The organism is Streptomyces panacea (genome assembly GCF_040560175.1).
Taxonomy (GTDB): domain Bacteria; phylum Actinomycetota; class Actinomycetes; order Streptomycetales; family Streptomycetaceae; genus Streptomyces; species Streptomyces panacea.
Map to the genome: position 1 here is coordinate 15,958 of NZ_JARJHW010000087.1, position 12,989 is coordinate 28,946.

At 72.0% G+C, this 12,989-nt stretch carries 9 protein-coding genes; 3 read left to right on the forward strand and 6 right to left on the reverse strand.

All coding sequences use genetic code 11. The features are described from left to right. Nucleotides 1-66 precede the first annotated feature (66 nt). Entirely contained in the window at nucleotides 67-216 is a 150-nt protein-coding gene (locus P3L51_RS20850; RefSeq protein WP_167756268.1) for a hypothetical protein, read from the forward strand. Nucleotides 217-328: 112 nt separating this feature from the next. Here the strand turns inward: P3L51_RS20850 and P3L51_RS20855 are convergent, their stop codons facing one another. Next, nucleotides 329-2,122 (reverse strand): pectate lyase-like domain-containing protein, encoded by a 1,794-nt coding sequence (locus P3L51_RS20855; RefSeq protein ID WP_435594488.1) that lies wholly within the window; start codon nucleotides 2,120-2,122, stop codon nucleotides 329-331. A gap of 214 nt (nucleotides 2,123-2,336) precedes the next feature. Then, on the reverse strand, nucleotides 2,337-4,763 hold the full coding sequence (locus P3L51_RS20860) for a beta-L-arabinofuranosidase domain-containing protein (RefSeq protein ID WP_354606782.1): 2,427 nt from the start codon (nucleotides 4,761-4,763) through the stop codon (nucleotides 2,337-2,339). A 335-nt stretch (nucleotides 4,764-5,098) separates the two neighbouring features. Here P3L51_RS20860 and P3L51_RS20865 point away from each other — a divergent pair, with 335 nt between their 5' ends. Beyond that, entirely contained in the window at nucleotides 5,099-8,473 is a 3,375-nt protein-coding gene (locus P3L51_RS20865) for an ATP-binding protein (protein WP_354606783.1), read from the forward strand. A gap of 14 nt (nucleotides 8,474-8,487) precedes the next feature. Here P3L51_RS20865 and P3L51_RS20870 read toward each other — a convergent pair whose 3' ends face one another. From P3L51_RS20870 to P3L51_RS20885, 4 genes are all read right to left on the reverse strand, one after another. Further along, entirely contained in the window at nucleotides 8,488-9,474 is a 987-nt protein-coding gene (locus tag P3L51_RS20870; protein WP_354606784.1) for a siderophore-interacting protein, read from the reverse strand. Nucleotides 9,475-9,547: 73 nt separating this feature from the next. Beyond that, nucleotides 9,548-10,408 carry an ABC transporter substrate-binding protein gene (locus P3L51_RS20875; protein WP_354606785.1) on the reverse strand — a complete coding sequence of 287 codons (861 nt, stop codon included), beginning with the start codon at nucleotides 10,406-10,408 and terminating at the stop codon, nucleotides 9,548-9,550. 86 nt (nucleotides 10,409-10,494) lie between these two features. Beyond that, the gene (locus tag P3L51_RS20880) at nucleotides 10,495-11,184 is read right to left on the reverse strand and encodes a response regulator (RefSeq protein WP_354606786.1); all 690 of its coding nucleotides are present in this window, start codon (nucleotides 11,182-11,184) and stop codon (nucleotides 10,495-10,497) included. A gap of 5 nt (nucleotides 11,185-11,189) precedes the next feature. Continuing rightward, complete coding sequence (locus P3L51_RS20885) at nucleotides 11,190-12,170, reverse strand: HAMP domain-containing sensor histidine kinase (protein WP_354606787.1); 981 nt, start codon at nucleotides 12,168-12,170, stop codon at nucleotides 11,190-11,192. A 320-nt stretch (nucleotides 12,171-12,490) separates the two neighbouring features. On the opposite strand from P3L51_RS20885, the gene P3L51_RS20890 reads away from it, so the two are divergent. Further along, on the forward strand, nucleotides 12,491-12,781 hold the full coding sequence (locus P3L51_RS20890) for a DUF3040 domain-containing protein (RefSeq protein ID WP_354606788.1): 291 nt from the start codon (nucleotides 12,491-12,493) through the stop codon (nucleotides 12,779-12,781). Nucleotides 12,782-12,989: the final 208 nt, after the last annotated feature.

The following is a 12,989-nucleotide window of genomic DNA, read 5'->3' on the forward strand; positions in this document are numbered from 1 at the left end:
GGCGGGTAGACGTAGTCCGAGGCCCTACAGCGGGGCCGTCGGTGTCATCGAAGCGCAGGAGACGGCATGCCCGGAATCATCGACCGCATCAAGGCCTTCACCCGCAGTCCGCAGGGGCAGCGCGTGATCGGTCAGGCGCGCGCGGCCTCGTCGGACCCGAGGAAGCGCGAGCAGGCCCGCCGCCTGTTCGGCAAGCTGCGTGGCGGCAGGCGCTGACCCGGCAGAGACCAGAGTGGGTACCCGCGCAGGGCAGGGCCCGGCCTCATGACGAGGCCGGGCCCTGCCTGCGGTCACCTGTTCCGGTACGGCGCCCGGAACGGGTGCCGCGTCAGGGGAACTGGACCACGACCGAGGGGATCGTCGACGTCCCGGACGTCGGTGCGCCGATGTCGTTGATCACCCGCTCGTACTGGCCCTGCCCGCCGAGCGAGACCACCAGCAGATGGTGGAACTTCACGCCCGGTTTGACCGGTGCCTGGAAGCCGTTGTGCTGCTGGATCGTGGGATCGACGTTGTAGTAGCAGTAACTGCCCATCCCCCAGCCCTCGTGCTGTTCGACCGAGTCGTCGACCCTGTAGGCGGCGTAGCCCTTGGTGTCGCCGTTCTGGATGGCCGCCTGGTCGGGCGCGTCGTACGCCTTCTCGTTCTGGAAGAAGATCGTCCGGCCGCGTTCGCCGTACCACTCGACGTCGTATTTGTTGAAGTGTTCGACGAACAGGCCGGTGGCCAGGACGTCGTCGCCGTTCACCCGTACACCGAAGTCGGCCCTGTTGGTCTCCCAGCCGACCCCTTCACCGTGGTCCGCCCGCCACACCCAGGTGTGGTCGACGATGGTGTCGTCGCTGTTGATGACCATGCTGGTGGTCGCCTTGCCGGGACCGGCTCCGCCGATGCGGATGAAGACGTCCTGGACCGTGGTCGGGTTGGCGGAGTGGTCGGCCGACGATCCCTCGGGCCCGACCTCCAGCAGCGTCTCGGAGTTGACCGGGCCGGCGTCGATCAGGAAGCCGGCCAGCTTCACCCCGTCCACGTCGGCGACCTTCATCGCCGTCACCCCGTTGTCCGGGATGACCGTGGCGAGTCCGAGACCCAGGACGACGGTGTCGGCCCGCTTCACGTTGATCGTCTCGTCCACGTGGTATACACCGGGCGTGAACAGCAGGTTGAGACCCTGGTCGAGCGCGGCGTTGATGGTCTGCGCCGTCGCGCCCGGCTTGACCACGTAGAACTGGTTCAGGTCGATCGACGAGCCCGCCGGCGCGCCGCTGTCCCAGGTCACCCCGCGCGCGTTCGTGCGCTTCTCGGGGACGAACACCTTGTAGGTGTCGCCGTCGAGATGGAGGAAGGGCTTCTCACGGGAGGTGGGGGTGGTCTCCAGCGTGGTGTACGGCGGGTCCGGGAAGGACTGCGCGGGCGCGCCCTCCACACCGGAGAACGTCATGTTCCACACGGCGTTCTGCCAGCCGCCGACCGAGCTGTCGCGGGTGTACCACTGCTGCTGGGAGTAGGGCCCCACGGTGCCGTCGATCTTGCTGTCGGCGATGTAGCCGCCGCTGGCCCAGCCGTAACCGTCGGGAGCCAGGTTCAGCCCGCCCTTGACGTGCATACGGCGGAACGGCGCGGCCTGTGAGACGGCCCAACGATTCGTCCCGTTCACCGGGTTGAGCGACAGGTTCTCGGCCGAACGCCAGAAGTTCTGAGTCGCGTTGCCGTTGAACCAGCCGGCGTCCACGGTCACGTCGCCGTTGATGTTCACGTCGTCGGGCGAGAGACCGAGGCCCGACACCGAGGTGTAGAAGCCGAGTTGGGCGTTGAGCCCGTTGTAGGTCCCCGGTTTGAACAGGAACTGGTAGCGGCCGGTGCCGAACTGGGCCGACTCCTGCTGCTTGAAGACCTCGTCGAGCTTGCCCTGGATATTGGGCGTCGAAGGGTCGAACACGATCACGTTGGGGCCGAGATCGCCGCCGCCCTCGATCGGGTCGGCGTGCGCGGGACTGCTCGGGACGAAGGCCAGCAGGGTCGCGGCCAGGGTGGCGGCGAGCGTCGCCGCCAGTCCGCGGCGGGACGGCGGTGAGGCGCCGCGGAACGCCGGAGAGCCGATGGGGGGAGCGTGCACGGGCATCTCTCCTGAGTCGTGAACGGTGGGGGGAACACTCGCGGAGCCCTCCGCGAATACGCCAGAGAGCGCTCTCTGAGTGCACCGCTGATGCTGCTCCGCTGTTCCGTACACGTCAAGAGTTGTGAACGGACGGACCGTCACGGGTTCGGCTGTGTCCAACAAGTGACCGCCGCCGGGCCGGGCCGGCGGCGGTCACTCGGGACGGCGGAATCGTGGCTCAGACCAGCTGCCAGAGGTGGTCGTCCGTGCCGTTGTCCTCGAACTGCACCACCTGCGCGCTGTTCGTCGTCGACATCCCGTCGACGCCCAGCACCTTCCCGCTGTGCCGGTTGAGGATCAGCGACCAGCCCTCGCCCCGGTCGACCAGCTGCCAGAGGTGGTCGCCGCTCCCGTCGTCCTCGAACTGGACGACGCGCGCGCTGTTCGCCGTCGACCTGCCCTCGGCCCCGATGATCTTCCCGCTGTTGCCGTTGCGGATCAGGAACCAGCCGCCGCCCGCCGGGGCCAACTGCCAGGCGTGGTCCGCCGTCCCCGTGTTGTCGAACTGCACGACCCGCCCGCCCGCGTCCAGGGACATCCCGTCGACACCGAGCACCTTGCCGCTGTGCTTGTTCCGTACGCGGCGGTACGGCGGCTCCGCCGTCCAGGCCCGCCCGCCGGGCGACGCGGTCGGGAAGGCGGTGATCCGCAGCCGGGCCGCGCCCATCGGGATGAGCGTCACCGGCTCGGGCGGCGCCGTGCTGCGGGCCGGGCTGTCCTGGAGGGGAGCGACGACGCGCTGGTCGTCGGCCACCCACTCCTCGATGCGGCGCGCCGACGTGGTGATCCGTACGGGCGACCCTTCATGGGTGAAGGGATTCGCGGCGAGCGGTCCGCTGTCCGCCGTGAACCGCAGTCCGCGCAGCGGGTCGGGCGCGAGGCCGACGTTCCACGGGGTGGTGGGGTGCACCGACAGTTCGGGGAAGTCCTCGGTGCCCGCGTACCGTTCGTACCGCTCGCCGATCTTGAGCGAGTACGTGAGCGGCCCGTGGTCAACGCTGACGGAATCGTGGTTGTCGCCCCACGTCCGCACCGTGGTCAGTTGCGGCAGCCGCAGGGTCACCCGCTCGCCGTCTCGCCACTCGCGCTCGACCTTGACGAACCGCGGCCCGCCGGACACGGCCACGCGCCGTCCGGCGACGGTGAGTTGGGGGTCCGCGCACCAGCCGGGCACCCGCAGGTAGAGCGGGAAGGTGATACGCCGGGGGGTGTTGACGGTGAGGGTGACGGTCTCCTTGAACGGATAGTCGGTGTCCTGCGTGACGGTGACCTCCGTGCCGTCGGCGACCTTCGCGCGCACCCGGCTCGGCGCGTACATCGCCGCCGCGAGCCCCCGGTCGGGGGTGGCCAGCCACAGTTCCTCGGTGAAGTAGGGCCAGCCCATGCCGTAGTTGTGCGGGCAGCAGCGGTAGGGGACGATGCCCGGCTTGTACGCCTGCATGGCGAAGCCGTTCTGGAACTGGCCCTGGTTCTTGGCGGTGTTGTCGAGTTCGACGCTGTTCGCGCTGGTGATGTAGTGAATACCCCTGCCCCGCGGGTCGGTGGCGGCCGGCAGCAGGTTGAAGGCCAGCTCCTCGCACCGGTCGGCCCACACCGGGTCGCCGGTGATCCGGGTCAGCAGTTCGTGGCTGGCCATGAACTCGACCGTGCCGCAGGTCTCGAAGCCCTGCCGGGGGTCGCCGAAGCCGGGTCGGGAGTTCTCGTCACCGGCGAAACCGCCGCCGGGGAACTGCCCGTACGCGCCCATGACGGAGGCGTAACTCCGGTACGTGGCACGGGTCAGCTCCGCCGAGCCGGACCGCAGCGCGTACTGGGCGGGCTCGCGGAAGCCCTGCGCGATGTTGACGTTGTGCAGGTCGGGGAAGTTGTCGACCCAGTTGGCGCCGTGGGTGTGCATCTTGTCGGCGAGGTCGAGGAGGAAGGACTCGCCGGTGCGGTTGTAGAGCCAGAAGACGATGTCGAGACCGTCGCCCCAACGCTTTGACACCCAGCTGGAGTTGAAGGCGCCGGGCCCCTGCGCGTTCATGTAGCGCAGGAACGGGACCGCGAACGGCACGATGCGCTCGTCCCCGGTGAACTCCTCGTGTGAGCGCAGCGCCTGAAGGAGCGGCAGATACGGCCAGAAGTCCGGTCCGCCGTTCAGCGCCGTACGGAGCCGGGTGGGGCCGAAGAATCCGTCGGGACGCTGGGTGGCGAGGATCGCGTCGATCCAGCGGCGGGCGGTGGCGAGGGCCGTCTCGTCGCCGGTGAGGGCGGCCAGGTCCACGTAACCGCGCAGCCAGTAGGTCACTTCCTCCCAGCCGGCCTTCTCCGGGTGCACCCAGCCGGAGTCGTCGAACCGCAGGAAGTGCGAGACCTCGGCGTACCGGCCGAACAGCCCGTCGAGCAGCAGGCGCAGCTGGCCGGTGAGCCAGCCGCGTGGAGTGACGCTGCCCAGCGGCAGCTTCTGGAAGGCGGTGGGGGCGAGCGGCGCGGCGTTCGGCGTGTACCAGCCGCCGCGCGCCGGGGGTACGGCCGCGGCCGTCGGCGCCAGTGGCCCCAGCAGGCCCGCACCACCGATCGCGAGGGCGCCGGTGCCGAGGAAGTGTCGTCGGTCGAGCGTCATCGGGTCTCCCGTCCACGAGCATCGACAGAGGTCTGTACGACGAGCCCGTACGTGTCCCCGCAACGACTCCGTACGGACCTGTACAACGTTGGAAAGAGCAGTAGTTGGCATCACAGCACGGCGCCCCCGCAGTGTCCAGGTGCATGACAAGGCGAGGGTGGAGCGGCCCGAGCAAGGGGACGTTATGCGAGGAAATGAAAGGAACGGGGCTTCACTCCACAGGACCGGCGGGCCGCCTGGGCGCCGGGCGCACGAGCCGGTCCGGTCCGGTGGGGGCCGGTCCGGCCCGGTGGGGGCCGGGCGCCGGGGGCTCACCGGGCGGGGACAATGGGGTGGTGACCTACCGCTACGACGTACTCGGTACGACCAGGGCCTTCGGCCCGGACGGCGCCGAGGTGCCGATCAGTGGCGCGAGGATGCGCGCGCTGCTCGCCGCGCTCGCCGCCGCCGGTGGCCGTACGGTCTCCGGCGACCGGCTGGCCGCCCAGGTGTGGGACGAGGCGCACGAGCCGCCCGCCGACGAGACCGCCGCGCTCCAGGCCCTGATCGGGCGACTGCGCAGGGCGCTGGGCGGCGGCGCGATCGATTCGGTCCCCGGCGGCTACCGGCTGACGGCGGAGCCCGACGACATCGACCTGTTCCGCTTCGAACGGCTCGCGGCCGAAGGGGCGTCGGCGCTCGACGGTGGCGACGGGGACCGTGCGGCCGCCCTGCTGGACGAGGCGCTGGCGCTGTGGCGCGGGCCGGCCCTCGCGGATCTGCCGGGCCGGGACATCGACCCCCTGGCCGTACGCGCGCGGCGACGGCACACCGAGGCGCGCCGCACCCGGCTGACGGCCGACGTCCGGCTCGGCCGCCCCGAGCGCGCGCTGCCGGGGCTCGCCGCGCTGGCCGCCGAGGCTCCACTGGACGAGCCGTTGCAGGCGACCAGGATCGAGGCGCTGCGCTCGGCGGGGCGCCGGGCCGAAGCCCTTGAGGCGTACGAGGAGGTACGCGCCCTGCTGGCCGACCGCCTCGGCACCGGGCCGGGCCGGGAACTGCGGTCCCTGCACGCGGAGTTGCTGTCGGACGACGACAGCGACGCCCGGCTCCACCGGGCCGCCGCCCCGACCGCCGCCCTCCCCGGCAACCTCTTCGCCCGCCTCACCTCCTTCGTCGGCCGGGAGTCCGAACTGGACATGCTCCCGGTCGAGTTGCGCGCCCACCGCCTCATGACACTCACCGGGCCCGGCGGCGCCGGCAAGACCCGGCTGGCCTTCGAGACCGCCGAGAGCGCGGCGAGCGCGAGCGGTCACTGGCCGGACGGTGTCTGGGTCGCGGAACTCGCCTCCGTACGAGAGCCCGGCGCCGTGGCCGAGGCCGTACTGACCGCGCTCGGAGCCCGCGAGACGGCGGTGCGCGGTCCCGGCGGCGCGAAGGGGGCCGCGCCCGACCCGCTCACCCGGCTCGTCGAACACTGCGGCTCCCGACGCCTGTTGATCGTGCTCGACAACTGCGAGCAGGTGATCGGCGCCGCCGCCGAACTGGCCGAGACCGTCCTCACCCGCTGCCACCACGTGACCGTCCTGGCCACCAGCCGCGAACCGCTGGGTGTGCGCGGCGAGTTCCTGTACGGGGTCGGCCCGCTGGCGCGGACCGCGGCGCTGCGCCTGCTCGGCGAACGCGGCGCCGCCGCCCGGCCCGGTTTCCGTACGGACGACGACGCGGCGGCCTGCGAGGAGATCTGCCGCAGACTCGACGGGCTGCCGCTCGCCGTCGAACTGGCCGCCGCCCGGCTGCGGCTGCTCACCCCGCGTCAGCTCGCCGACCGGTTGGACGACCGCTTCCGGCTGCTGGGCGCGGGCAGCGGCAGCCGGACCGTACTCCCGAGACAGCAGACCCTGCGCGCCGTCGTGGACTGGTCGTGGGAGCTGCTGACCGGGACCGAACGGACCGTGCTGCGCAGGCTCTCCGTCTTCGTGGGCGGCTGCGCGCCGAGCGAGGCCGAGGAGGTCTGCGCCGGTGGCGGCGTGCCGGTCTTCGAAGCACTCGCCTCCCTTGTCGACAAGTCACTTCTCGTCGCCGTGCCCGGCGGCCCGGACGGGATGCGCTACCGGCTCCTGGAGACCGTCGCCGAGTACGCGGCCGAGCGGTTGGACGAATCGGGTGAGCGGGTGGCCGTCGAGCTACGGCATCTGCGCGCCTACCGCGAACTGGTACGCGTCGGTGAACCCGAGCTGCGCGGCCCTCAACAGGCCTACCGGCTCGCGCAGTTCGAGCGGGAGCACGACAACGTACGGGCCGCGCTGCGCACGGCGCTCCACCACGACGACGTACGGGCGCGCGAACAGGACGCGCTGTGTCTCATGCTCTCCATGAGCTGGTTCTGGCAGCTTCGCGGTCATCAGCGTGACGCCCGCGACTGGTCCACGGCCGTCACCGCGCTGGGACCCGACCCCTTCGAGGCGCCGGTCCGTCCCGCCGTACCGCTCGCCGACCCGTGCATCGACCTTCCGCCGCCCTGGTCGGACGAGCAGGTGTGGGAGGCCCGGCGCGGTGTGCGGCTGCTCAGGTTCGCGAGCGGCGCGGGAATGGGAGGGGACGAGGCCGAGGACGGGGGCGACGGCGGCGGTGACGGCGGCGGCCTGGTGTGGGGAAGCGCCGACACCCGCGCACACCTGACCCGGATCGTGGCCGCCTACCGCCACGACCTGCCCCAGGTCTGCCGGCAACCCGGCGTCATGTGGTTCTTCGCCGGGCTGCTCGTCGGCGAGTGGCGGAGCATGCACGAGGCGCTGGACGCCCTGGTGGCCGCCTGCCGCGCCCGGCCCGGCCGGGGCTGGGACCTCGGCCTCGCGCTGACGCTGCGGGGGAGAATGCTCGACACCGGACCCGACAACGAGGACCGGGCGGCACGGGACACCGACGAGGCGGTGGCGCTGCTCGAAAAGGCCGGTGACGTGGTGATCCTCGCCGAATCCCTGTCCGCCCGGGGCGAGTCGTACGAACGGCGGGGCCGCTACGAGGAGGCGGCGGCGGACTTCCAGCGGGCCATGGAGGGCTGCGCGCGTATCGGAATGGCCACCCAAGTGCCTCTGTTCAAGGCGCGGTTGGCCTCCGTACGGCTGGAGTCCGCCACCGGCCCGGCCGCCGAGGAGGCCGCCGAGCGGCTGCTGCGAGAAGCGGTCCAGGAATCCCGCGGTCACGCGGGACGCACGGGCGGGACACCCCGGCTGCTGCTCGCCGGCCGTTACGGCAGGACCGGACGCACCGCCCTCGCGCGGGACCAACTGACCACGCTGGAAGAGGAACCGGGCTTCCGGGAGCACGGCCTCCAGGTGGGTCTCACCGAGGGACTTCACGGCTGGCTCGACTGCCTCGACACCGAGTACGCGCGGGCGCTGGGCCATCTGCGGGAGTCGGTAAGCCTGTTGGACAGTCTGGCCCATCTCGTCGCGCCACAGCTGATCGTCAGTCAGTTCCTCTGCGCCGCCTGGGCGAAGACCGGGACCGGCGAAGCGGCCGACGGCGCAAGGCTGTTGGGGGCGTACGACCGGCACACCGGGCTCGCCGAGAAGTTCCTCTTCCATCCCCATCCGGCGGGCTACGAGAGGGAGATCGCCCGGCGGGCGGAGGCCGAGGTACGGGCCGTGCTCGACACGGACACCTGGGCGAGCGCGTACGCCGAGGGCGGCGCCCTCTCCGTGAAAGAGGCCGCCGCCCTCATCTGATGCCCCGGCTCCGCTCAGGAGCGGTCGGCCGACCGCTCCCGTGCCTCCGCCAGGTCCGCCGGCGTCGGCGCGTCGTCCTGGGTCAGACGGCGGCGCCAGTAGCCGGTGAAGTGGACCGAGCGCCTGTCGATGCCGCGTTCGCCGACCAGATGCCGACGCAGGGCCCGTACCGCGCCGGCCTCGCCGCCGAGCCAGGCGAACACCGAGCCCGCCGGGAACGTGGCCGCGCGCACGGCCTCCACCAGCGGCGGTCCGTCCCCCGCCGTCGCGGCACGGTGCAGCCAGTGCACCGTCACCTCGCCCGCCGACTCGAACCGCTGCTCCTCGGCGGCGTCCCACACCTCCACGTACGCCACCGCACGCGCGCCCTCGGGCAGCGCCTCGATGATCGTGCCGATCGCCGGCAACGCCGACTCGTCACCCGCCAGCAGCATCCAGTCGGTGGTCCCGAGCGGTACGGGCTCCGCGAAGTAGGCGGAGGGGCCGAACACGCCGAGCACATCACCGACCCCGGCCGAGCGCGCCCACCGGGTCGCGGGTCCCTCATCGGCGCGCACGCCGTCCCCCGTCCCGTCCCGCGAGCCGTGCCCCGTGCCGTCGTCCGTGCCGTCGTCCGTGCCCTCGTGCAGGACGAAGTCGATGTCGAGGGTGCCCCGCGCCGGGTCCTGCGCGCGGATCGTGTAACTGCGCGCCCAGGGCCGTTCGTCCTCCGGGATCGCCTGGAACGCCCCGTACCAGCGCATCACATCCCCGTCGGCGCCGGGCTCGGGCAACAGGGGAGCGCTCTGCCCCGGTCTGGGGAAGTAGAGCTTCACCTGCTGGTCGGGTGCGTCGTCGTACGGGAGATCGGCCGGGGCCGGACCGGCGAAGGTGACGCGGACCATGTGCGGCGAGAGCCGCCGTACCGCGCGGACCTCGACGGTCCGTACCGGCAGGGCCGGAGCTTTGGGGCGCCCGGCGGTGGTGTCCGCGCCCTCGGGGGCGTCTGTGTGACGTGTCATGCCGGAAGGGTCGCGGCCGCCACCGACACGCGAGCGACACGCCGCCTACACGGCCCGGCCGGACACCCGGGGCCTACAGCGCCGCGGCCACCGCGTCCACGAAGCGCGCGTGCCCCCGGTGGCTCCGCGGCGCCTCCGGATTCCACGCCACGGTGCGCACCCGCTCCTGGAGGGCGCGCCAGTGGCGGTCGCTCCTCAGCGCGTCGGGCGTGGCCGCGTTCGCCCGTACGTCCCCGAGCACGACGTCCGGATCGAGGGCGAGTGCCTGTGCCCAGTCGGTCGTACACCAGTTGCCGCCCGCCCCCCGACCGGGATCGAGCAGATCGACGCCGAGCGCCGACAGCGCCCGCAGGTCCGGCCAGGTGCCGGGCCGTGTGAGATGTACGGTGCCGGGCCCGGCGGCCGACAGGGCGAGCACCCGGGCCGCGGCGGGCCGCGCGGTGAGCGTACGGAGCCGGGCCTCCGCCCACTCCAGATCCTGCGCGTCGGGCTCCCTCGGCGCGCCGAGCGCGCGGGCGAGCGCCGTGAACCGGTCCCTGATCCCGTCCAGCGGCCGGTCCCTGCCCACGTCGATGACGACCACGGGCACCCGCTCGTCCAGGTGCTTGGCCGTCTCCGGATCGATGCCGTAGATCTGGCCGCCGCCGTAGCTGACGGCGACCAGCAGGTCCGGTTCGGCGGCGAGGACGGCGTGCGGATCGACCGAACCGCCCGCGCCGAAGTCCCGGGTGGAGTCGAGCGGCAGTCCGCCCGCCTTCTCGAGGTCGGGGGAGTCGCCGTCGTGGTGGGACCCGAAGATGCCCAGGGGGCGCAGACCGTGGTCCCACAGGGTCGCGCCCGCCTGTATGTAGGCGACCACCCGGTCCGGGCGGCGGGGCGCGACGGCGAGATGGCCGCGATCGTCAGTGAACTCCCAGCTGCTGTGCGGGGACATGGCGTCGCCTCGTTCCGCTCTCGTGGTGCGGTCTGTGAGTGTGACCCTGCCCGGCGGATGGCGCCGGAATGCCAACCGTACGCCGGTCAGGGCTCGATGAGGCCGGCCCTGATGGCGTATCGAGTCAGTTCCACCCGGTCCTTCAGCCCCAACTTCTGGAGCAGATTGGCCCGATGGCGCTCGACCGTCTTGGCGCTGATGACGAGCAGATCGGCGATCTCCTTCGACGAGTGGCCCTCGGCGACGAGTTTGAGGATCTCCTCCTCCCGCGCGGTCACGGCCTTCTCCGGGATGCTGTCGCCCTGCCGTACCCGGTCCAGATAGTTGCGGATGAGGGCGGTGACGGCGCCGGGGTAGAGGAACGGCTCGTCGCGCATCGCCGCCCGGCACGCCTCCAGGAGATCCCGGTCCGCGACCGACTTGAGCACGTAGCCGCTCGCGCCGCACTTCAACGCCTCGAAGAAGTACTGCTCGTTGTCGTACATCGTCAGGATCAGGATGCGCGTGTCCGGCAGCAGCCTGGAGAGTTCGCGGGCGGCCTGGAGGCCGGTCAGCCTCGGCATCGCGATATCCAGAATGGCCAGATCGGGGCGGTGCTCGCGGGCCATCTCGATGGCCTCCGCGCCGTCGCCGGCCTCCGCGACCACCGTCAGGTCCGGCTCGCCGTCGAGGATCAGCCGTACCCCGCGCCGTACGAGGGCGTGGTCGTCGGCGAGCAGGATGCGGGTCGGAACGGGCCCGGCGGCGCCGGTGGGACCGGAGTTCGGATGGGTCATGGCGGTCAGTGGCTCCCGTTCGTGAGCGGCGCGGCCGGTCGGATGCGCGTGGCGGGGACATGCAGCCGTACCTCCGTACCGCCGCCCGGCGCGTCGCCCACCGACACCTCGGCGCCGATCAGCAGCGCGCGCTCGCGCATGCCCCGGATACCCGCGCCCTCGGGGGCCGTACCGATTCCGTGTCCGTCGTCCCTGACCAGCAGTTCGAGTCCGAGCGCGCCGTGGTGCAGCGCCACACCGACCCGCTGGGCCCCCGCGTGGCGGATGATGTTGGTGAGCCCTTCCTGGGCGACCCGGTAGAGGACCAGCTCGACCTCCTGGTCCAGCGCGGGGAGATCACCGTCGAAGCTGCGCCTGACGGTGAGCGCGGTGTGGGTGGTGGTCTCGTTCGTCAGCTCCTTGAGCGCGCTGATCAGCCCCAGCTCCTCCAGCACCCCGGGGCGCAGCCGACGGGCGATCCTGCGGATCTCGTCCAGGCTGTCCCTGGTGATCTCCTGCACCTGGAGCAGTTCGTCCCGCAGCGGTTCGGGCGCCCGGTCGGCGACGCGCTTGAGTTCGAGCAGTACGGCGGTCAGGGTCTGGCCGATCTCGTCGTGCAACTCCTGGGCGATCCTGCGGCGTTCGGCCTCCTGCGCGGAGAGCGCGAGCGCGCTGCTGGCCGCGCGTTCGGCCTCCAGACGGTCCAGCATCGTGTTGAACGTCCTGATCAGTTCGGCGATCTCGCCGTGTCCCGATACGACCGGCCGGGGGCCCGGACGCAGCAGATCGGTGGTGGTCATCGCGCGCGTGAGCCGTTGCAGCGGTCCGAGCCCGACCCGCAGCAGCGCGGCGTTCGCGATCAGCATGGCGACCAGACCCGCGGCCATGATCATCGCCTCGGTGAGCAGGACCGGCGTGGAGACCGTGACGGGGCCGAGCAGCAGCAGCGCGGTCGCCGCGAACAGCACGGCGGCGTTGAGCAGGAAGATGCGCCAGAACAGGGACACGGAGTACGGCCTCCTCGGGGTGGACGTCCCCACTATCGCCGGTACGGGGCACGACTCCCCGCCACCCGGGGGCGTCTGCATGTCCCACACCCCCGGATATGGGTGTCGGCACCGATGGCGGCGGTGCCGTGCGCCGGGTGATCGTGGACACAGACATCCGGCGGGCACTCCGGTGGGTACGGGGGGCGGTCGAGGCGCCGGCCGCCCGGGAGGCGGCGCGGAGCGTCGAGGGCGGGCGGAGACGGGCATCTCCGCCCGGCCGGCCGTCGGGTGTTCGCGGGGTGTCCACGTTCTGATCGCCACCGAGTCCGGGAGGTTTCATGCAGGCCCGCGACGAGGACCGACTTCTCGACGACCTGGCCGAGCGGCTGCGGCAGGACGATCCGCGCTTCGCCGCCGCCTTCGAGCAGCAGCGCCCCTGCCGACCGCGCGAGTACCGGCGTGGCGCCGCCTGGCTGACGCTCGCCGTCGGGCTCGGTCTGCTCGGGGTGGGGATCGTGCTGGGACACGGGCTCCTGCTGGCGGGCGGGCTCGTGGTGTCCGGCGCGGCCGGGCACCTCTTCGACCCGAACCGGGAGCACATCCGGCGCGGCACTCCGCCGCCGTCCTGACCGGGCCCGGCGCCTCCCGCCTGCCGCACACCCGTCAATAACCCCACCAATCACCGCAATCGGCCCATTTTATTTTGCGTTAAAATGGATGCGAGCTTGCCCGCGCTCGGTTGAGCGCTGGGCGGCTCGTTGCCGATCGGTGGTCGAGGTGAAGGGGTGGCTCATGGGCGAGCGCACCCGTACCGCCGCGAGGCGCCCCCGTACCCCC